Origin of the sequence: Zobellella denitrificans, assembly GCF_002237365.1 — a bacterium.
Classification (GTDB): domain Bacteria; phylum Pseudomonadota; class Gammaproteobacteria; order Enterobacterales; family Aeromonadaceae; genus Oceanimonas; species Oceanimonas denitrificans.
Genome location: NZ_NMUO01000011.1, coordinates 1 through 22,629, shown reverse-complemented (window position 1 = coordinate 22,629; position 22,629 = coordinate 1). Strand labels below are relative to the sequence as shown.

General features: G+C 63.7%; 19 protein-coding genes, 2 tRNA genes and 1 riboswitch. Of the genes, 12 read left to right on the top strand and 9 right to left on the bottom strand.

All coding sequences use genetic code 11. From position 1 onward, the window contains the following. Positions 1 to 85 precede the first annotated feature (85 nt). The 3 genes from CGX12_RS04175 to CGX12_RS04165 form a co-directional block, all read right to left on the bottom strand. Positions 86 to 1,222 (bottom strand): MalY/PatB family protein, encoded by a 1,137-nt coding sequence (locus tag CGX12_RS04175; RefSeq protein WP_094038645.1) that lies wholly within the window; start codon positions 1,220 to 1,222, stop codon positions 86 to 88. A 61-nt stretch (positions 1,223 to 1,283) separates the two neighbouring features. After that, on the bottom strand, positions 1,284 to 2,183 hold the full coding sequence (locus CGX12_RS04170) for a LysR family transcriptional regulator (protein WP_094038644.1): 900 nt from the start codon (positions 2,181 to 2,183) through the stop codon (positions 1,284 to 1,286). Between the two features lie 98 nt (positions 2,184 to 2,281). After that, complete coding sequence (locus tag CGX12_RS04165; RefSeq protein ID WP_094038643.1) at positions 2,282 to 3,049, bottom strand: YciK family oxidoreductase; 768 nt, start codon at positions 3,047 to 3,049, stop codon at positions 2,282 to 2,284. A gap of 151 nt (positions 3,050 to 3,200) precedes the next feature. Between CGX12_RS04165 and sohB the strand changes: the two genes are divergently transcribed. After that, positions 3,201 to 4,220 (top strand): protease SohB, encoded by a 1,020-nt coding sequence (gene sohB, locus CGX12_RS04160; RefSeq protein WP_176441997.1) that lies wholly within the window; start codon positions 3,201 to 3,203, stop codon positions 4,218 to 4,220. Positions 4,221 to 4,279: 59 nt separating this feature from the next. On the opposite strand, the gene astB is transcribed toward sohB, so the two are convergent. Further along, positions 4,280 to 5,617: an N-succinylarginine dihydrolase gene (gene astB / locus CGX12_RS04155; protein WP_094038641.1), complete on the bottom strand. Its 1,338-nt coding sequence runs from the start codon at positions 5,615 to 5,617 to the stop codon at positions 4,280 to 4,282. 334 nt (positions 5,618 to 5,951) lie between these two features. Here astB and topA point away from each other — a divergent pair, with 334 nt between their 5' ends. Both topA and CGX12_RS19830 read left to right on the top strand, forming a co-directional pair. Further along, positions 5,952 to 8,576 carry a type I DNA topoisomerase gene (gene topA, locus CGX12_RS04150; RefSeq protein WP_094038640.1) on the top strand — a complete coding sequence of 875 codons (2,625 nt, stop codon included), beginning with the start codon at positions 5,952 to 5,954 and terminating at the stop codon, positions 8,574 to 8,576. A 221-nt stretch (positions 8,577 to 8,797) separates the two neighbouring features. Continuing rightward, a complete protein-coding gene (locus tag CGX12_RS19830; protein ID WP_176441995.1) occupies positions 8,798 to 8,962 on the top strand; it encodes a hypothetical protein in 165 nt (54 codons plus the stop codon). Positions 8,963 to 8,974: 12 nt separating this feature from the next. Here CGX12_RS19830 and CGX12_RS04145 read toward each other — a convergent pair whose 3' ends face one another. From CGX12_RS04145 to ggt, 3 genes are all read right to left on the bottom strand, one after another. Beyond that, complete coding sequence (locus tag CGX12_RS04145) at positions 8,975 to 9,310, bottom strand: MGMT family protein (protein ID WP_094038639.1); 336 nt, start codon at positions 9,308 to 9,310, stop codon at positions 8,975 to 8,977. Between the two features lie 2 nt (positions 9,311 to 9,312). Next, positions 9,313 to 10,866 (bottom strand): methyl-accepting chemotaxis protein, encoded by a 1,554-nt coding sequence (locus CGX12_RS04140; RefSeq protein WP_094038638.1) that lies wholly within the window; start codon positions 10,864 to 10,866, stop codon positions 9,313 to 9,315. A gap of 324 nt (positions 10,867 to 11,190) precedes the next feature. Next, positions 11,191 to 12,912 carry a gamma-glutamyltransferase gene (gene ggt, locus CGX12_RS04135; RefSeq protein WP_094038637.1) on the bottom strand — a complete coding sequence of 574 codons (1,722 nt, stop codon included), beginning with the start codon at positions 12,910 to 12,912 and terminating at the stop codon, positions 11,191 to 11,193. Positions 12,913 to 13,122: 210 nt separating this feature from the next. Between ggt and CGX12_RS04130 the strand changes: the two genes are divergently transcribed. Both CGX12_RS04130 and CGX12_RS04125 read left to right on the top strand, forming a co-directional pair. Further along, a tRNA-Gly gene (locus CGX12_RS04130) sits at positions 13,123 to 13,198 on the top strand. A gap of 11 nt (positions 13,199 to 13,209) precedes the next feature. After that, a tRNA-Cys gene (locus CGX12_RS04125) sits at positions 13,210 to 13,283 on the top strand. A gap of 37 nt (positions 13,284 to 13,320) precedes the next feature. Here CGX12_RS04125 and CGX12_RS04120 read toward each other — a convergent pair. Continuing rightward, positions 13,321 to 14,124, bottom strand: coding sequence for a DUF1853 family protein (locus CGX12_RS04120; protein ID WP_094038636.1), 804 nt, complete (start codon positions 14,122 to 14,124; stop codon positions 13,321 to 13,323). A 51-nt stretch (positions 14,125 to 14,175) separates the two neighbouring features. On the opposite strand from CGX12_RS04120, the gene CGX12_RS04115 reads away from it, so the two are divergent. The 3 genes from CGX12_RS04115 (at position 14,176) to CGX12_RS04105 (ending at position 16,905) form a co-directional block, all read left to right on the top strand. Then, positions 14,176 to 14,934 (top strand): Nif3-like dinuclear metal center hexameric protein, encoded by a 759-nt coding sequence (locus CGX12_RS04115; RefSeq protein WP_094038635.1) that lies wholly within the window; start codon positions 14,176 to 14,178, stop codon positions 14,932 to 14,934. Between the two features lie 226 nt (positions 14,935 to 15,160). After that, a complete protein-coding gene (locus CGX12_RS04110) occupies positions 15,161 to 16,537 on the top strand; it encodes a sigma-54-dependent transcriptional regulator (RefSeq protein WP_094038634.1) in 1,377 nt (458 codons plus the stop codon). Further along, positions 16,534 to 16,905, top strand: coding sequence for an Hpt domain-containing protein (locus CGX12_RS04105; protein ID WP_094038633.1), 372 nt, complete (start codon positions 16,534 to 16,536; stop codon positions 16,903 to 16,905). The genes CGX12_RS04110 and CGX12_RS04105 overlap by 4 nt, the downstream gene beginning before the upstream one ends. 193 nt (positions 16,906 to 17,098) lie before the next feature. Here CGX12_RS04105 and CGX12_RS04100 read toward each other — a convergent pair whose 3' ends face one another. After that, positions 17,099 to 17,752 (bottom strand): response regulator, encoded by a 654-nt coding sequence (locus CGX12_RS04100; RefSeq protein WP_094038632.1) that lies wholly within the window; start codon positions 17,750 to 17,752, stop codon positions 17,099 to 17,101. Between the two features lie 173 nt (positions 17,753 to 17,925). Beyond that, a riboswitch (molybdenum cofactor riboswitch) is annotated at positions 17,926 to 18,066 on the top strand. Between CGX12_RS04100 and moaA the strand changes: the two genes are divergently transcribed. The 4 genes from moaA to napA all read left to right on the top strand — a co-directional run bounded on the left by moaA (position 18,054) and on the right by napA (position 22,514). Then, entirely contained in the window at positions 18,054 to 19,034 is a 981-nt protein-coding gene (moaA, locus tag CGX12_RS04095; RefSeq protein WP_094038631.1) for a GTP 3',8-cyclase MoaA, read from the top strand. Its footprint overlaps the riboswitch before it by 13 nt. Before the next feature lie 224 nt (positions 19,035 to 19,258). Continuing rightward, positions 19,259 to 19,759, top strand: a complete 501-nt coding sequence (gene napF / locus CGX12_RS04090; protein WP_094038630.1) for a ferredoxin-type protein NapF — start codon at positions 19,259 to 19,261, stop codon at positions 19,757 to 19,759. Next, a complete protein-coding gene (locus tag CGX12_RS04085; RefSeq protein WP_094038629.1) occupies positions 19,756 to 20,028 on the top strand; it encodes a chaperone NapD in 273 nt (90 codons plus the stop codon). Before napF ends, CGX12_RS04085 begins: the two co-directional genes overlap by 4 nt. Continuing rightward, positions 20,025 to 22,514 carry a nitrate reductase catalytic subunit NapA gene (gene napA, locus CGX12_RS04080; RefSeq protein ID WP_094038628.1) on the top strand — a complete coding sequence of 830 codons (2,490 nt, stop codon included), beginning with the start codon at positions 20,025 to 20,027 and terminating at the stop codon, positions 22,512 to 22,514. The genes CGX12_RS04085 and napA overlap by 4 nt, the downstream gene beginning before the upstream one ends. The last annotated feature ends 115 nt before the right edge of the window (positions 22,515 to 22,629 follow it).

Sequence of the window (22,629 nt, the reverse complement as noted above, 5' to 3'; positions counted from 1 at the left end):
GGGCACAAAAATGGATTCAAGTGGATAAAAGCCGGAGAGAGGCCGGGCCGCAGGACGCGGCCCGGACGGGACAGCAAGCGGGGGATCAGCGACTCTCGATGGCGGCAATCATGCGGTGCAGGGCTTCGTCCAGCATGGCGTGGGGACAGCCGAAGTTGAGGCGCACGAAGTTGCTGCCGCCGAACTGGCCACCGGGGGAGAGGCCGACGCCGGCCTGTTCGAAGAAGCCGATGGGATCCTCGAGCCCGAGCGCGCCGATGTCGATCCAGGCCAGGTAGGTGGCCTCGGGAGCCAGCACCTTGACGCCGGGCACCCGGTTGAGTCGCTCCACCAGCAGATCCCGGTTTTGGCGCAGGTAGGCCAACTGGGCCTGCAGCCAGTCGTCGCCGTCCCGGTAGGCGGCCTCGGCGGCGACGAAACCGAGCAGGTTGACGTCGGCCATGATGCCGCGGGCGGCCCGGACGAAGCGGGTGCGCAACTCGGCGTTGGGCACGATGGCGAAGGAGCAGCACAGGCCGGCGATGTTGAAGGTCTTGCTGGGTGCCATCAGTATGATGCTGCGATGGGCTGCATCCTCGTCCAGGGCGGCGTAGGGAATATGGGGCTTGCCCTCGTCGAGCAGCAGATCACAGTGGATTTCGTCGGAACAGACCAGCAGGTTGTGGCGTTTGGCGATGTCGTTGATGGCCAGCAACTCGTCCCGGCTGTAGATGGTGCCGCCCGGGTTGTGGGGGTTGCAGAACAGCAGCAGGTCGCTGTGTTCGGCCTGTTGTTCGAGCTCATCCAGGTCCAGCAGCCAGCGGCCGTTCTTTTCCACCATGCCGACGTGGGCGGCCTTGCGGCCATGGAAGCCGGGAGCATGCAGGAAGGGGTAATAGATGGGCTTGGGGGTCAGGATGGCGTCGCCCGGCGCGCTGAAGGTCTGGCAGGCCAGGTTCAGGGCCGGCACCACGCCCGGCATGTACACCAGCCAGTCGGCCTCGATCTGCCAGTTGTAGCGTTCCCGCATGCGATGAATGATCAGTTCGGTCAGGGCCGGGCTGGGCCGGCTGTAACCGAAGATGCCGTGTTCCACCCGCTCGCTCAGCGCTTCTATCACCGCGGGCGGCGCCTTGAACTCGGTGTCCGCCACCCACATCGGCAGTATGTCGGTGCCTTCGTACTTGAGCCACTTGAGGGCACGGGTGGGGCGGCGGTCTATCCACTGATCAAAATCAAACATGGGGGTTCCTTATCAGATGCGGGGCCATCAGCATAAGGAAGCCGGCCCGGGCTGGCAAGGCTCAGCTTGCCGAGGTGGTCTCCTCGCGGATGCCGTAATGCTGCCGGGTCAGGGTCAGCAGCAGGCTGGCGGCCGGCCCGGGCGGCGTGGCCCGCGGCAGGATCAGGTGGGTGAAGCGTTTGCGCAGGGCCAGGTCGACCATGGGCAACTGTTGCAGTTGGCCGCTGTCGACCAGGGGGCTGACCACCTCCTGCGGCAGCCAGGCGTAACCGATACCCCGGCGCAGCAACGACAGGGCGTCGTGCAGGTGGTTGATGATCCAGCGCAGCTCTGCCCGATCCCAGCCTTCCTCCTGCTCGCTGCCGTCGGCCAGCACCAGCTCCAGCTCGTGTTCCAGCTCATGGGCGCTGATCGCCGGGAAGCGGGTCAGGGGGTGGTCGGGGGCACAGACCGGCACATAGACGGTGGCGGCCAGGGGCAGGCAGGTTACGCCGGGAAAGGTACGGCAGGCAAACAGGAGGTCGGCGGCCTGTTTGGCCACCACGGCGCGGCAGCCGGCGGGTTGCGCCTCCACCAGGTGGATACGGCAGCCGCGCGAGCGGGGGGCGAACTCGGCCAGGGCCTGGTACAGCGGCCGGCGGGGCAGGGAGGCCTCCACCACGATGCGCAGTATCGGCTCCCAGCCACTGGCCAGCACGTCGGCCAGTTGCTCCAGGTTCTCCATGTCGTGGGTCAGCTTGCGGGAGCGACGCAGAAAGACCTCGCCCTCGGGGGTGAGAAAGGCCTTGCGGCCCCTTACTTCCAGCAGCGACAGCCCCAGGCTCTGCTGCAGCTTGGCCACCGCATGGTTGAGGGACGACTGGCTCTTGTTGAGCTTTTCCGCGGCCTGGGCATAGCCGCCGCAGTCGACCACCGCCTGAAAGATCCGCCACTGCTCTACCGTGCTCTTGGGACGATACATGGCTGTGTTACTTCCCTGTAGTCAAGGGGCCGTGCTGTGCGGCCCTTCTATGATGAACGACAAGATCAGTTGTAGTCGATGGAGCCCCGGCTGTCAGCCTATTGGCCGGCCTGGGGGCGGATCCGGTCCGGCTGGGCGTCGAGCGACTGGCCGGTGACCCCCTGGCTGTCGTCACCCATCAGGTACAGATAGAGCGGCATGATGTCCTGCGGGGTGCGCAGGCTGGCCGGGTCTTCGCCGGGATAGGCCCGTGCCCGCATGCCGGTGCGGGTGGCGCCCGGGTTGATGCAGTTGACCCTGACCCTGGTGTTTTCCAGCTCGTCGGCCAGCACCTGCATCATGCCCTCGGTGGCGAACTTGGAGATGGCGTAGCTGCCCCAGTAGGCCCGGCCCTGCTTGCCCACGCCGGAGCTGGTATAGACGACGGAGGCCGGGGCGCTGTCCTTCAGCAGCGGCAGCAGTGCCTGGGTCATCAGGAACTGGGACTTCACATTGACCTGCATCACCTTGTCCCACTCGTCCTCGCCGATCATCTCGAAAGGACCCAGCACCCCCAGCTGGCCCGCGTTGAACAGCACGCCGTCGAGCCGGCCGAACTGCTGGCGGATGGTCTCGGCCATGTCGAGGTAGTGCTGGCGGGTGGCGCCCTGCAGATCCAGGGGAATGATGGCCGGCTCCGGACTGCCCTGGGCCAGCAGTTCGTCGTACACCGCTTCCAGTTTCTTCACGGTCTTGCCGAGCAGGATCACGGTGGCGCCGTGGGCGCCGTAGCTGAGCGCCGCCTGGCGGCCGATGCCGTCACCGGCACCGGTCACCAGTATCACCTTGCCGGCGAGCAATTCGGGGGAGGCATGATAGTCGAGCATCTGTCTCTTTCTCTAAGCGGAGTTCAAAGTGGCCAGATCAAACCAGACTCTGGCCCGGGATGCCAGCCTTTGGGAGTAAAAAAGCCCATTGGTGTTCCCCGCGCCGGCTCTTACAATGGGTGCCGAACTACGCCTTTGAGGAGGATCCATGCTGGAATTTATGTACGAATACGGTTTGTTCGCCGCCAAGAGCCTGACCTGGGTGCTGGCCATCGGCCTGCTGGTGGCCCTGGTGGCGGGGCTGGCGGTCCGCCAGAAGCAGGCCGGTGAGCAACTGGAGGTGGAGGATCTCGGCGAGGGACTGCGTCGGCAACAGCGGCGGCTGCAGTTGGCCACGGCCGGCGGCGACGCCGAGCGCAAGCAGCTCAAGCAGGCGTTCAGGCAACAGGCCAAGGACGAAAAAAAGACCGGCGACGACCGCCCCCGGCTCTATGTGCTGGACTTCAAGGGCAGCATGGATGCCCGTGAAGTGGACGGGCTCAGCCGGGAGATCACCGCCCTGCTGCAACTGGCCCGGTCCGGCGACGAGGTGCTGCTCCGGCTCGAGTCCGGCGGCGGCCTGGTGCACGGCTACGGCCTGGGGGCGGCCGAGCTGGCCCGGCTCAAGGCGCGCGGCATCGGGCTGACGGTGGCGGTGGACAAGGTGGCGGCCAGCGGCGGCTACATGATGGCCTGCGTGGCCGAGCGCATCATCGCCGCCCCCTTCGCTATCGTCGGCTCCATCGGGGTGGTGGCCCAGTTGCCCAACTTCAACAAGTACCTGAAGAAGAAGGACATCGATATCGAGTTGCACACCGCGGGCGAATACAAGCGCACCCTGACCCTGTTCGGGGAAAACGACGAGCACGGCCGGGCCAAGTTCCGGGAAGAGCTGGAAGTGATCCATGGCCGGTTCAAGGAATTCATCGCCCGCAACCGTCCGACCCTGGACGTGGCGCGGGTGGCCACCGGAGAGCACTGGTTGGCCAGCGACGGCCATGAACTGGGCCTGGTGGACGAGCTGTTGACCAGCAGCGACTACCTGCTGGCCCAAAGCGAGGACAAGCGCATCATCCGCCTGCACTACAAGCCCAGGCAGAGCCTGAAGGACAAGCTGGGCAAGGCGGCGGAGGCGGGAGTGAGCCGGGCGCTGATGAAGCTTTACGAAGCGGGCCAGCGGCCCTTTGGCTGACGAAAAATTAAAGAGGGCCGGTATCACACCGGCCCTCTCAATTTCCTATCCCCGTTACTTCAGCGCTGGAAGGGGTAAACGGCGCCCAGCTTCAGTATTTGCGTCAGTTCGTCCAGGGCGGCGCGGGACTCCTGCAACAGGGCCGGGTCGCGCAGGTCGCTCAGGCTCAGGGTATCGCGGTAGTGCTTGTCCACCCACTGGTTGAGGCGGGCGAACAGGGCCTCGTTCATCAGGCAGGCCTGGTTGGTGGCGGCATGCTCCGCTTGTGTCATGGCCACCCGCAGCCGCAGGCAGGCGGGGCCGCCGCCGTTGCGCATGCTTTGCTTCACGTCCATGAAGTGCACTTCCCGGATCGGCGTACCCAGGGTTACCAGCTTGTCCAGGTAGGCCTTGACGCTCGGGGTCTCGGCACATTCGGTGGGGGCGATGATCGCCATCTGGCCGGGCTTGAGGGTCACTATCTGGGTATTGAACAGGTAGCTCTTCACCGCGTCCGCCACCGGTACCTCATCGGTGGGCACCTCGATAAAGTGCAGCTCGGTGCCGGGCAGCTTGCGGCGGATCTCTTCCAGGGCGGCGGCGGTGTTGAGGAAAGCCTCTTGGTGATAGAACAGTACGTTCTGGTTGCCCACGGCGATGACGTCGTTGTGGAACACGCCCTGATCGATCACCGCCGGGTTCTGCTGGATAAAGATGGCGGTGTCCTCGCCCAGGCCGTGCAGCCGGGCCACGGCCCGGGACGCTTCCAGGGTCTGCCGGGCCGGGTAGCGGCGCGGGGCGGGGGCGCTCAGGTCGAAGGCGCTGCGGCCGTACACGAACAGTTCCACCCCGGCGTGGCCGTAGTCGGCGCACAGGCGGGTGTGGTTGGCGGCGCCCTCGTCACCGAAGTAGTCGTTGGCGGGCAGGGCCTGGTGGTGGCTGAAGTGGCGCTCGTCGGCGAACACCTGGCCGAGGATGCGGCCGGTCACCTCGTGCTCGATGGAGCGGTGGAACTTGTTGGTCAGGTTGGCCGGAGTGAAGTGGATACGGCCGTCGGCGGTATCGGCGCTGGGCGAGACGGTAGCGGCGTTGGCGGTCCACATGCTGGAGGCGGAGCAGCAGGCGGCCAGCAGCACCGGGTCTTCCCGGAACGCCTTTTCCAGCACCTGGGCATCGCTGCCGGTAAAGCCCAGCCGGCGCAGGGTATGGATGTCGGGGCGCTCCTGGGGCGCCAGCACGCCCTGCACCAGGCCCAGTTCGGTCAGCGCCTTCATCTTGCGCAGGCCCTGCTTGGCCGCTTCTTTCGGGCTGGACACATCCTGGGCGTTGCTTTGAGAAGCGACATTGCCGTAAGACAGGCCGGCATAGTTGTGGGTGGGGCCGACCAGGCCGTCAAAGTTGGCTTCAAATTGTACCATTATATTGTCCTTTTAAATGGTGAAAAGGGCCAAGAAAATCCTGTTGTTGGCTATTATATGTGGATTTATTTGGAAGATGTAACCCCTTTTTAACAACAGATTTCACCTAAGTAATAACAATGCATAAAAAGCGGACGAACAGGCAGGAGAGTAAAAAAAGCGGTTGATTCCGACGGGCATGAGGGTGTTAATAAATAAATATAAATTCATTGAACTTTTTTCCGGCCCAGGCCGGGCAAGTTTGCTTTTTACGGCTTTTTCACTTATACAGCCGTCATTACCTTGCCGCCGGAACCCCCGCGGGGGCCAGACTTTAAGGATCTAAACGCGCTTTATGAGCAAATCGCTGGTTATCGTCGAATCGCCCGCCAAGGCAAAGACCATCAACAAGTACCTGGGGAAGGACTTCATCGTCAAATCCAGCGTCGGCCACGTGCGCGACCTGCCGACCGCCGGCTCCTCTTCCGCGAAAAAGACCGGTGGCCGCAAGACCGACACCAAGCAGCTGAGCGCCGATGAAAAGGAAAGGCTCAAGAAGGAAAAGGAGCATCAGGCGCTGATCGCCCGCATGGGGGTGGATCCCGAGCACGGCTGGAAGGCGGACTACCAGGTGCTGCCGGGCAAGGAAAAGGTGGTGGCCGAATTGCAGAGCCTGGCGGAAAAGGCCGACACCGTTTACCTGGCAACGGACTTGGATCGCGAGGGGGAGGCCATCGCCTGGCACCTGAAGGAGCTGATCGGCGGTGACGACAGCCGTTTCAAGCGGGTGGTGTTCAACGAAATCACCAAAAGCGCCATCCAGGAGGCCTTCAGCCACCCGTCCGATCTCAACCTGAACCGGGTCAACGCCCAGCAGGCCCGCCGCTTCCTGGATCGGGTGGTGGGCTACATGGTGTCGCCACTGCTGTGGAAGAAGGTGGCACGGGGCCTGTCCGCCGGCCGGGTGCAGTCGGTGGCGGTGCGGCTCATCGTGGAGAAGGAACGCGAAATCAAGGCCTTCGTACCGGAAGAATACTGGGATATCCAGGCGGCTCTGAGCAGTGCCCGACAGCTGGCGTTGACCATGATGGTGGCCAAGTACCGGGGGCAGGAGTTCCGCCCGACCAACGAGGCCCAGACCATGGCGGCGGTGGATACCCTCAAGGCCAGCCGGTTCGAGGTGGTGGCCCGGGAAGACAAGCCGACCCAGAGCAAGCCGCCGGCGCCTTTTATCACCTCCACCCTGCAGCAGGCGGCCAGTACCCGGCTCGGCTTCGGGGTCAAGCGCACCATGATGCTGGCCCAGCGGCTGTACGAGGCGGGCTACATCACCTATATGCGAACCGACTCCACCAACCTGAGCCAGGAGGCGGTGAACGGCGTACGCGACTTTATCCAGGACAGCTACGGCAAGGACTATCTGCCCGAGAGTCCCAACGTCTACGGTGCCAAGGCCAACGCCCAGGAGGCTCACGAGGCCATTCGTCCTTCGGACGTGGCCCTGAAGGCGGAGCAGCTCGACGGCATGGAGGCGGACGCCAAGCGGCTTTACGATCTCATCTGGCGGCAATTCGTGGCCTGCCAGATGGTACCGGCCCAGTACGACAGCAGCACCATTACGGTGCAGGCCGGCGACTACGAACTCAAGGCCCGCGGGCGCATCCTGCGCTTCGCCGGCTGGACCAAGGTGCTGACGCCCCAGAGCCGCAAGGGCGAAGATACCGAACTGCCGGCGGTGCAGGCGGGGGAGGCGCTCAACCTCGACGGGCTCGAGCCCAAGCAGCACTTCACCAAGCCCCCGGCCCGCTTCACCGAGGCGGCCCTGGTGCGGGAGCTGGAAAAGCGCGGCATCGGCCGTCCCTCCACCTATGCCTCCATCATCTCCACCATTCAGGACCGGGGCTACGTCAAGGTGGAAAGCCGGCGCTTCTATGCGGAGAAGATGGGCGAAATCGTCGCCGATCGGCTGCAGGAAAGTTTCGCCGAACTGATGAACTACGATTTTACCGCCCAGATGGAAAGCAAGCTGGATGAAATCGCCGGCGGCAGCCTGAACTGGACCCAGGTACTGGACGCCTTCTATGCCGAATTCAGCGACGAGCTGGAAAAGGCCGAGCGGCCGGTGGAAGAGGGCGGCATGCGGGCCAACCAGATGGTGCTGACCGATATCGACTGTCCGGCCTGCGGTCGCAAGATGGGCATCCGCACCGCCACCACCGGGGTTTTCCTCGGCTGCTCCGGCTATGCCTTGCCGCCCAAGGAGCGCTGCAAGCAGACCATCAACCTGATCCCGGGTGACGATTTCGTGCTGGCCAACGACGACGAAGCCGAAACCGATGCCCTGCGCGCCAAGCACCGCTGCCCCAAGTGCGGCACCGCCATGGACGCCTACCTTATCGATGACAAGCGCAAGCTGCACGTGTGTGGCCAGAACCCGGACTGCGACGGCTACGAGCTGGAGCAAGGCCAGTTCAAGCTCAAGGGCTACGAAGGCCCGGTGATCGACTGCGATCGCTGCGGTGCCGAGATGCAGCTCAAGAACGGCCGTTTCGGCAAGTACATGGCCTGCACCAACGAGGCCTGCGGCAATACCCGCAAGATCCTGAAAAGCGGCGAAGTGGCGCCGCCGAAGGAAGATCCCGTGCACCTGCCGGAGCTGCCCTGCAGCCAGTCCGATGCCTACTTCGTGCTGCGTGACGGCGCCGCCGGCCTGTTCCTGGCCGCCAGCAACTTCCCCAGATCCCGGGAGACCCGGGCGCCCCTGGTGGAGGAGCTTATTCGCTTCAAGGATCGGCTGCCGCCCAAGTTTCTGTACCTGACCGAGGCGCCCACCGAGGATCCGGACGGCAACAAGGCCGTGGTGCGGTTCAGCCGCAAGAACAAGGAACAATACGTGATGACCGAGGTCAATAAAAAGGCCACCGGCTGGAGCGCTCATTATACTGATGGTAAGTGGCGGCAAAGCCAGAAAGGCAAATAACGACGGCCGTCGGCGGGCCGGGCATGATGCCCGGCGATACCATCCGCTGTAACGGCAGCGTCGGGCGACCCTGGTATTGGATTGATAAGCGCTGCAACCGCAGCCGCTCGCGCGGGAGCCACCAGAGGGTGGTGATAACAAGCAGTGACGGAGCAAGTACAGAGCCAATGACACAGGGACGTTAAACGCCCACAGGCTGGGCCTGTTTAGGGGGAGTGGATATGGATATTCATGACATCAGGCCGGGGATGATCTGTCATACCCCGGATGGCTCGGGTTACGTGCTGGAGGTGGACGTCAACAACCAGCTGGTGCTGCTGCAGCGGGAAGACGAAACCATCCCCTTCCAGGTGCACGTCAGCGAGTTGCTGGAAGAAACCGACTAGGCTCAACTCATCTCACTGTTCCATCAGCATCAGTATGGCGGCCAGATCCGGCCGCCACTGGTGCTCCTTCATCGACACCCTGTCTCCTTTCAGCAAGACCCCTTCCTGCAGCAGCCGTTGCCGCTGCTCGCACCAGCCGTCGCTGCCCCTGGGCAGGCTGATGCGGCCCGAGGCCGCCACCACCCGGTGCCAGGGCAGGCCGCTGGTGTCCTGGGTCCTGAGCACGCGGCCGACCAGCCGGGCCCGGCCCGGCAGACCGGCCAGATCCGCCAGCTGGCCGTAGCTGACCACCCGCCCTGGCGGCACCAGGGCGAGCAGGGTGAGTATGGCCTGCTGGCGAGGGTCCATGGTCAGGAGAAGGTGCGGGTTATGTCGTTCAGCCCCTGGGAACGTTCCAGCAACTGGCGGCCGGAGGCTTCCACCTGGGCAATCTTGTCCAGGTTGGCGGAGGAGGCTTGCGAGATCTGGTGTACATTGCGGCTGATCTCCTCGGCCACCTGCTGTTGCTGGCCGGCGGCGGCGGAAATCTGCACCGTGACTCCCACTATGTTGTCGATTTCGTCGACCACCCGGCTCAGGCTGGCGCTGCCGGCTTCGGCCGCGTTCACGCATTCCTGGCTGTGCTCCATGTTGGCATCCATCATGGAGCGCCATTTGGCCAGGGTCTGCTGGATCTGGCCGATGCTGCTCTGGATCTGCTCGGTGGCGCCATGGGTGCGGGTGGACAGGGCCCGCACTTCTTCCGCTACCACGGCAAAGCCCCGGCCGTGCTCGCCGGCCCGGGCCGCTTCGATGGCGGCGTTGAGCGCCAGCAGGTTGGTCTGATCGGCAATGCCCTGGATCTCGCTCATCAGGGTGCCGATGCGATCCGACTCCTGGGTCAGGGCGAAGGTGGCTTCGGCGGCGTGTTCGGCTTCCCGGGCCAGCTCGACGATCTTCTGCTTGGTCTGCTCCAGCTGGCGCTGGGTCAGGTGGCACTGGTGCTGGGCTTCTTCCGCGTTTTCCGCTGCTTTTTGAGTGTTCTGGGTGATCTCGGTGGCGGTGGCCGACATCTCGTCGATGGCGGCGGCGATCTGGTGGGTATCGCTGTCCTGGCGGCTAAGATCTTCCCGGGCGCCGGTCATGGCCTGCATCAGGGAGCCGGCCAGGGACTTGAGCGAGCCGGTGGCGTCATCGACCCGGCCCAGTATGGTGCGGGTACGGGCCTGCCACATCTTCAGATGATAGTCGGCGATGGCATGGGGGGCGTCACCCGAGTAGACCAGCCGGGAGATGCTGTCATAGTCCCGGCCCAGGTTGTGAAAGAAATGCCGGGTGCCGAACAGTTGCCGGTGATGGCAGAGTAGCAGCCAGGCGACCGGCAACAGGGTCCACAACAACAGGCCGGCGCCGCCCTGGCTGAAGGCGCCGGTCAGCAACGCCAGGAAGCCCGCCGCCGACAGCCAGGGCATGGCCTGCTTCAGCCGCGGACGCGGAAGGCTCTTTTGCCGTTCCTGCTTCAGCAACTGGCGATAGGCCTGGCTGGCCCGGTCGCGAACCCGGTCATCGAGCTTGGTGCGCACCGACTGGTAGCCGACGATCTTGCCCTGCTGGTAGATGGGAGTGACGTAGGCGTCCACCCAGTAGTAGCGGCCGTCCTTGCAGCGGTTCTTGACCGCGCCCCGCCAGGCCTGGCCGGCCTTGATATGCTCCCACAAATCCTGGAAGGCCGCCCTGGGCATGTCCGGGTGGCGGACGATGTTGTGATTCTGGCCGACCAGCTCCTCGGGGTGGTAACCGGCTACCCGGCAAAAGATATCGTTGGCATAGGTAATGACACCGCGCAGATCGGTGGTGGAAACCAGTTGTTCCTGGTCGCTGTAGGTGACTTCCTCATCGATAATGTGCTGGTTTCTGCTGTTCATCTGGTTATTGGTTTCTGTTATTTATCTGGTGTACTTGTTATCGGCACCCGCCCGGCAAACTTGAGCGGGGCCAGGCCCGGGGCACTACTATACGTGACCAAACGCGGAATTCACCCCGGGTCCTCCGCTTATGTGACCGATATTTAAATAACTGATCCTAATAGTGCTACATCGACCGGGCCCCGCACGCAGACACGCCGTGAACCCATCCTTGGGGGCTCCGCCGCGCCATTCCTGGCGCGGAGGGGCTGCTTAACGGAACCCTGTCGCTGCCAGTAGTGATCTACCATCTGGAACAGTTATTTAACATTGGTTGCAAGGTACTCAGTCCGCCGCCAGGGCCTGGCCCTCCCGCCTGGGATCGGCGCCGGCGGTGATGCGCCCCGGCTGCAGCAGTATGCCGTGCAGGCCGGAGTTGAGTTCGGTCAGCCGGGTGCCGAAGCCGAGCCGTTCCAGCTCCGGCTGCAGCGCCTGGTTGCGCCCACCCGGCTCCAGCTCCAGTACCGAACCCCGGTGCAGGATGTGGGGCTGGTGCAGTGCCTCCCGGATATCCATGCCCCAGTCCAGCACATTGATCAGGGCATGCAGCACGTAACCGATAATGCTGCTGCCGCCGGGGGAGCCGATCACCAGCAGCGGTTTCTCCCGGTAAAATACCAGGGTGGGGGCCATGGAGGAGCGGGGGCGCTTGCCCGGTTCCAGCCGATTGGCCACCGGCACCCCGTCCAGCTCCGGGCGGAAGGAAAAGTCGGTCAGTTCGTTGTTGAGCAAAAAGCCCTGCACCATGAGCCGGGAGCCGAAGCCGTGCTCTATGGTGGAGGTCATCGCCAGGGCGTTGCCCTCCTTGTCGACGATGCTGATATGGGTGGTGGCGGCGAATTCGGGGGAGTTGTCCGGGGCCAGGTGGCCGAGCCGGGCCAGGGGTAGGCCGGGCGAGACCTGTTCCAGGGCCTGGGAGCGCTCGCCAATCAGGGCGGCGCGTCCGGCCAGGTAGTCGGGGGCGAGCAGCCCCTCGGTCGGCACCGGCACGAAATCGGCGTCGGCCACATAGAGGTTGCGGTCGGCGAAGGCCAGGCGCGAGGCATCGGCTATCCAGCGCCAGCCCTGGGGGGAGTTGGGGCCTAGCGAGGACAACTCCAGATGGGAAAGGATTCCCAGTATCTGCCCCAGGGCCAGGGTGCCGGAGCTGGGCGGGCCCATGCCGCAGACCTGGTATTGCCGGTAGGGGGCGCAGAGGGCCGGACGCTCCTTCACCCGGTAGCCGGCGAGATCCTCCAGGCCGAGGTGGCCCGGCGGATTGGCCTGGCGAACCTTGTCCACCATGGCGGCGGCGATTTTTCCCTGGTAGAAGGCCGAGGGGCCTTCGAGGCTGAGCCGGGTCAGCAGGGCCGCCAGCAGGGGGTTGGTCTTGGTGCTGCCGGCTTGCAGCGGGCGGCCGGTGTCGTCGAAAAAATAGGCGCGGGCGTCGGGATCCCGTGTCAGCTGCGCCTTGTCCTCCGCCACCAGCCGGGCCAGGCGCGGCGACACGGTGAAGCCGTTGAGGGCCAGGGTGATGGCCGGGGCGAACAGCTCCCGCCAGGGCAGGCGGCCAAAACGCTGGTGGGCCTGCCACATCAGCATCACGGTGCCGGGCGTGCCCACCGAGCGGCCGCCGACCACCGCATCGAGAAAGTCGAGCGGCTGGCCCTGTCCGTCCAGGAAGAGATCGGCCGGGGCGGCGAAGGGGGCGGTTTCCCGTCCGTCCAGGGTGATCAGGCGGCCCGGCTCCTGCTGCCAGTATACCAGGAAGGCGCCGCCACCCAGTCCCGAGGACTGGGGCTCGACCAGGGCCAGCACCATCTGGGCGGCCACCATGGCGTCCACCGCGGTGCCACCCCGGCGCAGCATGTCCCGGGCGGCCTGGCTGGCATAGGGATTGGCGGTGACCACCATGGCCTTGTCGGCCCGGACCAGGGGGGTGGTGCGCCAGCCGGTGGCGGTTTCCGGGGGCGGGGTGTCGGCGAAGGCGAGCGGCACGAGCAGCAACAGGATAAGCAGCAGGGGCATGGGCGGACTCCGTGAACGGGGATGCCAGCAAGCTTAGCCGCCTTTGGCGTGCGTCGCCAAAGGCGGGGGCTGACAAAAAATACCCAACTCGCTGAAAATTAAAGCAAATGAGTTGGTCGAGAGAAAAATGGCTTGTATTGTCCGTCCGCCTGCCTATAATGCGCATCCATCGGCCGCAGCGCGGCCCCATGCACAAGTTAGAAGTTTTAAGCGGGAATAGCTCAGTTGGTAGAGCACAACCTTGCCAAGGTTGGGGTCGCGAGTTCGAGTCTCGTTTCCCGCTCCAAATTCTGCAATGGCGCGTTAGCAAAGCGGTTATGCAGCGGATTGCAAATCCGTTTAGAGCGGTTCGACTCCGCTACGCGCCTCCATATTTACGCCCTTGACTCCCCCGGTTTTCCTGAATCACTACCCCTGGCTGTCCAGCCACTCCCTGTCTACCCTGATATACCAGTCTCCGTTACCGCTCCGGTAGTTCTGCCTGCTGGCCAGTCGTTCACAATGTCGGCCTCCGGTCAGCCAGCCCAGTTTCTGCTGGGGCTCGAATGACGGATCCGGCAGCTCCGTTCCCCACTGCCCCCGCTCGCCCTGTTCGCACAGGAACAGCCGGCAACTGCGCGGGTAGTACAGTCGTCCCTTGAGGATCAGGCGGTGGTTGTCCGGCATCAGCCCCAGCCGGTGCAGGCGCTCGCCGACTTGCGGGTGCTGGCTGAGCCGCAACTGGTGATGGAGCATATGCTCCAGTTTGTGTCGCAGCCTGTCGCGGGGATTGACCCCCCGGGCATCGCCGCAGGCGGTGCCGGGATTGGTGATCAGGTAGAATTTGACCGCCACCTCCCAGTGCTCGATGCGCTGCAACTGCTTGTCCCATACGATAAAATCAAAAGCCCCCAGGGTGGTGCCGGCCACCACCTGCTGCCAGTCGTAGGCCAGCAGCTGGAAGCGGTCGTGATCCAGCAGGAAGAAGCGCCAGAGCGCCTCGAAATACTGGCCCAGGCGCCGGTAGGGACGGCAGTGGGCATGCAGTATTCCGGGGGCGGCGTCCAGCGCGAGCAGCCGTGACTGGTACTGACCCAGCAGCGTCCGATACCAGTCGTTGCCGGGGGCCAGGGGAGTGGCGGCCAGCAGGTTGGGACTGGCCAGGGCCCAGGCCAGATCCCGCACCACGGGGTCGCGCAGGCGGGCCAGCAAGCGGGGAAGGGAATCGCCCATAAGGGGTACCTTTTGTTTTACAATGAGCCAAACTCACGCCATGGAGCCAGCATGAACAACCTGGAACTCGAACGGCTGCTGGATCGGCAGCTCAATGCACAAGCTATCAAGGATTATTGCCCGAACGGCCTGCAAGTGGAAGGCAAAAGCGAGGTGCGTCGTGTGGTGACCGGAGTGACCGCCAGCCAGGCGCTGGTGGACCGGGCGGTGGCGATGGGCGCGGATGCACTGCTGGTGCATCACGGCTATTTCTGGAAGGGTGAAAACGAACAGATCAGGGGCATGAAGCGGCGGCGGCTCAAGGCGCTGCTCGGCCATGACATCAACCTCTATGCCTACCACCTTCCCCTCGACATCGCGCCCGGTCTTGGCAACAACGCCCAACTGGCGGCCCTGCTGGGTATCCGGCAAACCGGCCCCCTGGAGCCGGATAATGCCCTCTCGGTATCGATGCGAGGCGAACTGGACGCACCGCTCAGCGGGGATCAACTGGCCGAACGGCTGCGACAGCGGCTGGGCCGCCCTGTGCTGCATGTGGGCGAGGCGGGGCCGGCGCTTATCCGCCGGGTCGGCTACTGTACCGGCGGCGGCCAGGGTTTTATCGAGCTGGCGGCGGAGCAGGGCATGGACGCCTTTATCAGCGGCGAGGTATCGGAGCAGACGGTGCACGTGGCGCGGGAACTGGGGCTGCACTTCTTCGCGGCCGGTCATCATGCCACCGAGCGTTACGGCATCAAGGCGCTGGGGGAGTGGCTGGCGGCGGAGCACGGGCTCGAGGTCAGTTTTGTGGACATCGACAACCCTGCCTGAGCCCATAAAAAAAAAGACCAGGGTACATGAATACCCTGGTTTCGCAGCAGCCACACAGGCATAAACTGTCGTCGTTCCTAACAACAAAATGAGCAGTGGGTGAGGTGACAAATGAGTCACACTGGATGTTGAGTTCATGTTAACATGAAGTTAATTTGCTGCAAGTATTTTTTCGGGTTCGGCATAAAAAAGACCAACCGGACGGTATCGAGGTGAGAGAACAAAGATGGTAGATGAAAGACTGAATGTCTTGTTGGTAGAGGATACGCCCTCGCTGGCGGCGCTGTACCAGGCCTATTTGCAGGATGAGCCCCTGTCGCTGACGGTCGTCACCACTGGCCGGCAGGCACTGGAACATATCCGGCAGCAGCCACCGGACATTCTGTTGCTCGATCTGATCCTGCCGGACATGCCCGGCATGGAAATCCTGCAGTGGCTGCACCGGGAGCACCCGGAAGTCACCACCATAGTGATGACCGCCCATGGCTCGGTCGATGTGGCGGTGGATGCCATGCGCCTGGGTGCTCACGATTTTATCAACAAGCCGGTGGAAGCGGAGCGGCTCAAGGTGACGCTGCACAACACCATGAAGTTCCGTCACCTCAACCAGTTGGTGGACCGGTTCCGGCACGAGATGGAGCAGAAGCGCTTCCAGGGTTTTATCGGTGAAAGCCTGCCCATGCAGAAGGTATACCGGCTGATCGAGAACGCCGCCCCCAGCAGCGCCACCGTCTTTATCACCGGCGAAAGCGGCACCGGCAAGGAAGTTTGCGCCGAGGCCATCCACCAGCTGAGCGGCCGGGCCGAAGGCCCCTTCATTGCCCTCAACTGTGCCGCCATCCCCAAGGATCTGATGGAGAGCGAGTTGTTCGGTCACATCAAGGGCGCCTTCACCGGCGCCCTGCAGGACAGGGACGGCGCCGTGATCCGGGCCGACGGCGGCACCCTCTTCATGGACGAGATCTGCGAGATGGATCTGGAACTGCAGAGCAAGCTGCTGCGCTTTCTGCAGACCGGGCTTATCCAGCCGGTGGGCAGCTCCCGCCAGATCAAGGTGGACGTGCGTATCGTCTGCGCCACCAACCGGGATCCCCTGGTCGAGGTGGAGCAAGGGCGCTTCCGGGAGGATCTTTATTACCGCCTGCACGTGATCCCGGTGCACCTGCCGCCATTGCGGGAGCGGGGGGCGGACGTGATCAGCATCGCCACCGCCCTGGTGCGCCAGGCCTCGCGGGAAGAGGGCAAGTCCTTCGTGGGCCTGTCCGAGGAAACCAAGGACAGACTGCAGGGCTACCACTGGCCGGGCAACGTGCGCCAGTTGCAGAACGTCATCCGCAACGCCGTGGTGCTGCATCAGGGGGAATGGATAGAGCTGGACATGCTGCCAGCCCCCCTCGACAAGCCGCTGCACCAGGAGCTTCCCACCCACCGGAACTCCGACCCGGCTGCGGCCCCGGTCATTCCCCTGGCCACCCTGGAACGACAGGCCATCGAGCGCGCCATCCGTCACTGCCAGGGCAATGTGTCCCGGGCCGCGGCCTTGCTGGAGGTCAGTCCCTCGACCATCTACCGCAAGCTGCAAAGCTGGGGGAAAGGCGAATGAGCGACTGGTTGCGGCTACAGGCCAGGTTGCCGTTGCTCGACGAGCATCAGCTAGGACGGCTGGAGCGGGAGCTGGGTGCGGAGACCCTGCTCCGGCTGCTGGCGCTGTTCGTGGAGGATGCCCGGGAGCAGGGGCGGGCGCTGGAGCAGGCCTTCGAGGCCCGGGACCATGGCGCCATGGCCCGCCATTGCCACAGCCTGAAGTCGGCCTGTGGCAGTTATGGGGCCCTGCGTTGCCAGTTTCTGGGCGAGAAGCTGGAGCTGTCCTGCCGGGAGCGGAATGAAGCCCGGGTGGCCGAGCAGATGGGGGCCTGGCGACAGGCGCTGGAAGCGACCCTGGATGAACTGGCAGCCCGGCTCGGTGATTGACAGGCAAAAAAAATGGTCAACCCAAAGGGTTGACCGAACTTCAGCGGGAGCTGAAGAGAGCACGGGATAAAAACGACTGATAATATATATGAAATTATCGTGCCAACTTTTAAGATCCCCGTCCCATCAGGCTTCCCGACTCAATTGAGTGTTTTTCAGGCGATGCATAATGCAAATAATTGCAATGTGAAGCTTATTGTTTTTGCAATTTGCTACTGTTGGGTTCCCTGCCATTCAGGTAGATAAGCGCCGCCTCCAGCCGCGACTGCACATCCAGCTTGCGCATCAGCGCCTTCATGTGCACCTTGACCGTGCCCTCGGCGATATTGAGGCTGTCGGCGATCTGCTTGTTGCTGAAGCCTTCCGCCAGCAGGGCCAGGATCTGCCGCTCCCGGTAGGTCAGGTTGGCCAGTTGCTCCGCCGCCCCCTGGCGGGTGTTCTCCAGCAGTTTCTCGCTGACCGGCCGCTCGCCCAGCAGGGCCTGTTGCAGGGCCGGGATCAGCGACTCGGGCTCGATGTCCTTCAGCAGATAGCCGTCGGCGCCGAGATCGAGCAGGCGGCGGGCGTCTTCCTGGCTGTCGGATACGGTCAGGATCACCACCTTGCCCTGGTAGCCCTGTTGCCTCAGCGCCAGCAGCACTTCCGATCCCTGCTCCTCGCCCAGGTTCAGGTCGAGCAGGATCAGATCAGGATTGATTTGGGCGGCCAGGCGCCGGGCCTCGGCCCCGTTGTCGGCCTCGGCCACCACCTCGAAGGGGCCGGCGGCGGTGATCCAGGTCTTGATCCCCTTGCGCATCAGCGGATGGTCATCGACCAGTAACAGGGTGGCGGTGTGAGCTTGAGTCATGGGTCAGTTACTTCTATTAATGGGAGTATCGGTATGGTAATCGATCACCAGCATATGCAAAGCCCGGTGAGAGGGCAATAATAGTGGTATTTCATAAGTCATTTTACCTCGATCACAGATTTTTCTTGATCTGAAGCTATGTTTTTCCCTATGGTGATAGGTGAGAATACAGTGACGTTGACAAACTCCGAGTCGGGTGGACCTAAGTTGGCCAAGGCCAATAGGGTTGCCAGACCGTTCAGCCACCGGCTGTAAGGGTAGGGAGAGAAATGTCCCTGCCTCCCGTATTGGAAAGGTGTTTATGTTTGAATTACAGGATGCGTTCGCACGCAAGTTCCATTATTTGCGGCTGTCGGTCACCGACGTCTGCAACTTCAGGTGTCAGTACTGCCTGCCCGACGGCTATAAGCCCGATGGCCGCAAGTCCTTCCTGACCCTCGACGAAATCCGCCGCCTGACCCGGGCCTTCGCCGCCATGGGCACCAACAAGGTGCGCATCACCGGGGGCGAGCCTTCCCTGCGCAAGGATTTCACCGCCATCATCGAGACCGTGGCCGCCACGCCGGGGATCCGCAAGGTGGCCACCACCACCAACGGCTACCGTATGGCACGCCAGGTGGCCGACTGGCGCCGTGCCGGCCTGTCCGCCATCAATGTCAGCGTCGACAGCCTGGACTCGCGCATGTTCCACCAGATCACCGGCGAGAATCGCTTCCAGGAGGTAATGGCCGGCATCGATGCCGCCTTTGCCGCCGGCTTCGAGCAGGTCAAGGTCAATACGGTGCTGATGCGCGGCCTGAATGACGGCGAGCTGGGGCGTTTCCTGGCCTGGATCAAGGACAATCCCATCCAGTTGCGCTTTATCGAGCTGATGCAGACCGGCGAGATGGACGAGCTGTTCAGCCGCCACCATGTACGCGGCGCCCTGATCAAGGAGCAGTTGCTGCATGCCGGCTGGCAGCAGAAGGTGCGGGCCCACAACGACGGCCCGGCCGAGGTGTTCTGGCACCCGGACTATGTGGGCGAAATCGGCCTCATCATGCCCTACGCCAAGGACTTCTGTGCCAGCTGCAACCGGCTGCGGGTGTCTTCGGTCGGCAAGCTGCACCTGTGCCTGTTCGGTGAACAGGGGGTGGAGCTTAGGGATCTGCTGGCCGAGGACGGCCACCAGGCGGCGCTGCAACTGCGTCTGCGCCAGGCCCTGGCCGACAAGAAGGCCACCCATTTCCTGCATCAGGGGCAGACCGGCATGACCCCTCATCTGGCCTCCATCGGCGGCTGAGACGCCTCTTTTTTGTTCCCGGCTTTACGCGTCCGGAGTGATCCGGGGCGTAAAGCCCCGTGCCCGCTTGATCTGGATCAACGTACCCTCCTTTGTACCCACTAGGTGGTATTCCTCCCCCCGTGCCCCGACCAATACCATGTAACCATTAAGGGATAATCTTGGGATCATCCCCGTTTTTAACGTCTATGCTATACAAAAAACCAATGGCAGAGCAGGGAACCATGACATCCGAACCGGACTTATCGCGCCGACGCTGGCTCAAGGGCGGCCTGGCCCCGACCAGGCCGGAAAACACCTTGCCCTGGGCGAAGGACTGGCCGAGCTTTACCGACGGCTGCACCCGCTGCGGCGACTGCCAGCGGGCCTGCCCGGAGCGGATCATCATCGCGGGCGACGGCGGCTTTCCGGTGCTGGACTTCGGCCGGGGCGAATGCACCTTCTGCGGCCGCTGCGCCGATGCTTGCCCCGAGCCGCTCTTTGCTCCCCGTCAGGAAGCGCCCTGGCACCAGTTGGCCGAGTTCGGTCCCGCCTGCCTGGCCATTGGGGGAGTGCACTGCCGCAGCTGCGAAGACAGCTGCGAGCCACAGGCCATCCGTTTCCGGCCGCAATTGGGCGCCGTCGCCCGTCCGGAGCTGGATGCCGAGCGTTGCACCGGCTGTGGCGCCTGTGTCGCCGGCTGCCCGGCGGGCGCCATCAAGATCTTGAGTCAGGAGCAAGCATGAGCAAAGCGAGTGAATGGCACGTCGCCAGCCTGGTGGTTTATTGCCGGCCCGAATTGATGGGACCGGCACAGGAAGCCATCAGCGCCATGGACGGGGTGGAAGTGCCGGTGTCGGGAGAGCAGGGAAAACTGGTGGTGGCGATCGAAGGCCCCACCCAGAAATCGGTGGTCAGCCGTATCGATCAGATAGCGCTGTTGGAGGGCATCTTGTCCACCACCCTTATTTATCATGAATTTGCTGAACTGGAAGCAGGTGAGGAGCAACAATGAAGCTGAGTCGTCGCGCCTTTATGAAGGCCAATGCGGTCGCCGCCGCCGCCGCCGCCGCCGGACTGGCCGTGCCGGCCGGTGCCACCAATCTGATCACCAGCCGGGATCAAACCGCCATCAAGTGGGACAAGGCCCCCTGCCGCTTCTGCGGTACCGGCTGCTCGGTGCTGGTGGGCTCCCAGGATGGCCGTGTGGTGGCCACCCAGGGGGATCCGGATGCGCCGGTCAACAAGGGCCTGAACTGCATCAAGGGTTATTTCCTGTCGAAAATCATGTATGGCAAGGACCGGCTGACCACGCCGCTGCTGCGCATGAAGAACGGCAAGTACGACAAGAACGGGGATTTTACGCCGATCAGCTGGGATCAGGCGTTCGACATCATGGCCGAGAAGTGGAAGGCCACCCTCAAGGAGAAGGGGCCCGACGGCATCGGCATGTTCGGCTCCGGCCAGTGGACCATCATGGAAGGCTACGCCGCCGCCAAGCTGTACAAGGCCGGTTTCCGCTCCAACAACCTGGATCCCAACGCTCGCCACTGCATGGCCTCGGCCGTGGTCGGTTTCATGCGCACCTTCGGCATGGACGAGCCCATGGGGTGCTATGACGACATCGAAGCCACCGACGCCTTCGTGCTGTGGGGCTCCAACATGGCGGAGATGCACCCCATTCTCTGGTCCCGGCTGACCGACCGCCGCCTGAGTGCACCCCATGTGCAGGTGCATGTACTGTCCACCTTCGAGCACCGCAGCTTCGAACTGGCGGACAACGGCATGGTGTTCCATCCCCAGACCGATCTGGCCATCCTCAACTACATCGCCCACTACATCATCGAAAACGGCTATGTAAACCAGGACTTTATCGAGAAGCACGTCAATTTCGTCAAGGGCGAAACCGACATCGGCTATGGCCTGCGGCCGACCCACCCGCTGCAACAGGCGGCGGCGAACCCGGACTCCGGCGCCTCCACCCCCATCAGCTTCGAGGAATTCGCCAGCTTTGTGGCCGACTACGACGTGGAGACCGTTTCCAAGATCTCCGGCGTGCCCGCCGACAAGCTGGAAGCGCTGGCCCAGGCCTATGCCGACCCCTACATCAAGGTGGTGTCCTTCTGGACCATGGGTTTCAACCAGCATACCCGGGGTACCTGGGCCAACAACATGGTCTACAACATCCACCTGCTGACCGGCAAGATCTCCGAGCCGGGCAACAGCCCCTTCTCGCTGACCGGCCAGCCCTCGGCCTGTGGCACCGCCCGGGAAGTGGGCACCTTCGCCCACCGGCTGCCGGCGGACATGGTGGTGACCAACGCCGAGCACCGCGCCTACTCCGAGAAGATCTGGAAGCTGCCCGACGGCACCATCAACCCCCAGGTGGGCTACCACGCCGTGTTGCAGAACCGCATGCTCAAGGACGGCAAGCTCAACGCCTACTGGGTGATGTGCAACAACAACATGCAGGCCGCCCCCAACATGAACGAGGAGGGGCTGCCCGGCTACCGCAACCCGGCCAACTTCATCGTGGTGTCCGACCCTTACCCCACGGTCACCGCCCAGGCGGCGGATCTGGTGCTGCCCACCGCCATGTGGGTGGAGAAGGAGGGCGGCTACGGCAATGCCGAGCGCCGCACCCAGGTGTGGTACCAGCAGGTGAAGTCTCCCGAGGGAGCCAAATCGGATCTGTGGCAGTTGATGGAGTTCTCCAAGCGCTTCACCATGGAAGAGGTCTGGCCCGAGGAACTGCTGGCCAAGGCGCCCGAATACCGGGGCAAGACCCTGTATGAGGTGCTCTACCGCAATGGCCAGGTGGACCAGTATCCGGCCGAGGACTGCAAGAACGAGCTTAACGACGAGCGGGATCACTTCGGCTTCTACGTGCAGAAGGGCCTGTTCGAGGAGTATGCCAAATTCGGCCGGGGCAAGGCCCACGATCTGGCGCCTTATGATGTCTACCACCAGGCCCGGGGCCTGCGCTGGCCGGTGGTGGATGGCCAGGAAACCCTGTGGCGTTACCGGGAAGGCTACGACCCTTACGTGGAGAAGGGGACAGGGGTGCAGTTCTACGGCCACAAGGACAACAAGGCGGTGATCTTCGCCCTGCCGTTCGAGCCGGCCCCCGAAGTGCCGGACGAGGAATTCGACCTCTGGCTGTCCACCGGCCGGGTGCTGGAGCACTGGCATTCGGGCTCCATGACCCGCCGGGTGCCCGAGTTGCACCGCTCCTATCCGGACGCCCAGGTGTTCATGCACCCGGACGATGCCCGCGAGCGCGGTCTGCGCCGGGGCGACGAGGTGGTGGTGGCCTCGCGCCGGGGCGAAATGAAGACCCGGGTCGAGACCCGGGGCCGCAACCGTCCGCCCAAGGGGCTGGTGTTCGTGCCCTGGTTCGACGAGAACCAGCTGATCAACCGCCTGACCCTGGACGCCACCTGCCCGCTCTCGAAAGAGACCGACTTCAAGAAGTGCGCGGTCAAGGTGATGAAGGCGTAAGGGCTCAAGGGGGGAGATGGCGATGAGCGGGGCTTCACGGCGGCAGTTTCTGCTGCAACTGGCGGGTGGCGGTTGTGCCATGGGGCTGGTCGGGCTGGGGCTGGGGGCTTACAGC

Excerpts from the sequence above, each read along its gene's own strand:
- CGX12_RS04175 (WP_094038645.1), bottom strand. The coding sequence starts at position 1,222 with ATGTTTGATTTTGATCAGTGGATAGACCGCCGCCCCACCCGTGCCCTC.
- CGX12_RS04170 (WP_094038644.1), bottom strand. The coding sequence starts at position 2,183 with ATGTATCGTCCCAAGAGCACGGTAGAGCAGTGGCGGATCTTTCAGGCG.
- CGX12_RS04165 (WP_094038643.1), bottom strand. The coding sequence starts at position 3,049 with ATGCTCGACTATCATGCCTCCCCCGAATTGCTCGCCGGCAAGGTGATA.
- astB (WP_094038641.1), bottom strand. The coding sequence starts at position 5,617 with ATGGTACAATTTGAAGCCAACTTTGACGGCCTGGTCGGCCCCACCCAC.
- topA (WP_094038640.1), top strand. The coding sequence starts at position 5,952 with ATGAGCAAATCGCTGGTTATCGTCGAATCGCCCGCCAAGGCAAAGACC.
- CGX12_RS19830 (WP_176441995.1), top strand. The coding sequence starts at position 8,798 with ATGGATATTCATGACATCAGGCCGGGGATGATCTGTCATACCCCGGAT.
- CGX12_RS04145 (WP_094038639.1), bottom strand. The coding sequence starts at position 9,310 with ATGGACCCTCGCCAGCAGGCCATACTCACCCTGCTCGCCCTGGTGCCG.
- CGX12_RS04140 (WP_094038638.1), bottom strand. The coding sequence starts at position 10,866 with ATGAACAGCAGAAACCAGCACATTATCGATGAGGAAGTCACCTACAGC.
- ggt (WP_094038637.1), bottom strand. The coding sequence starts at position 12,912 with ATGCCCCTGCTGCTTATCCTGTTGCTGCTCGTGCCGCTCGCCTTCGCC.
- CGX12_RS04120 (WP_094038636.1), bottom strand. The coding sequence starts at position 14,124 with ATGGGCGATTCCCTTCCCCGCTTGCTGGCCCGCCTGCGCGACCCCGTG.
- CGX12_RS04115 (WP_094038635.1), top strand. The coding sequence starts at position 14,176 with ATGAACAACCTGGAACTCGAACGGCTGCTGGATCGGCAGCTCAATGCA.
- CGX12_RS04110 (WP_094038634.1), top strand. The coding sequence starts at position 15,161 with ATGGTAGATGAAAGACTGAATGTCTTGTTGGTAGAGGATACGCCCTCG.
- CGX12_RS04105 (WP_094038633.1), top strand. The coding sequence starts at position 16,534 with ATGAGCGACTGGTTGCGGCTACAGGCCAGGTTGCCGTTGCTCGACGAG.
- CGX12_RS04100 (WP_094038632.1), bottom strand. The coding sequence starts at position 17,752 with ATGACTCAAGCTCACACCGCCACCCTGTTACTGGTCGATGACCATCCG.
- moaA (WP_094038631.1), top strand. The coding sequence starts at position 18,054 with ATGTTTGAATTACAGGATGCGTTCGCACGCAAGTTCCATTATTTGCGG.
- napF (WP_094038630.1), top strand. The coding sequence starts at position 19,259 with ATGACATCCGAACCGGACTTATCGCGCCGACGCTGGCTCAAGGGCGGC.
- CGX12_RS04085 (WP_094038629.1), top strand. The coding sequence starts at position 19,756 with ATGAGCAAAGCGAGTGAATGGCACGTCGCCAGCCTGGTGGTTTATTGC.
- napA (WP_094038628.1), top strand. The coding sequence starts at position 20,025 with ATGAAGCTGAGTCGTCGCGCCTTTATGAAGGCCAATGCGGTCGCCGCC.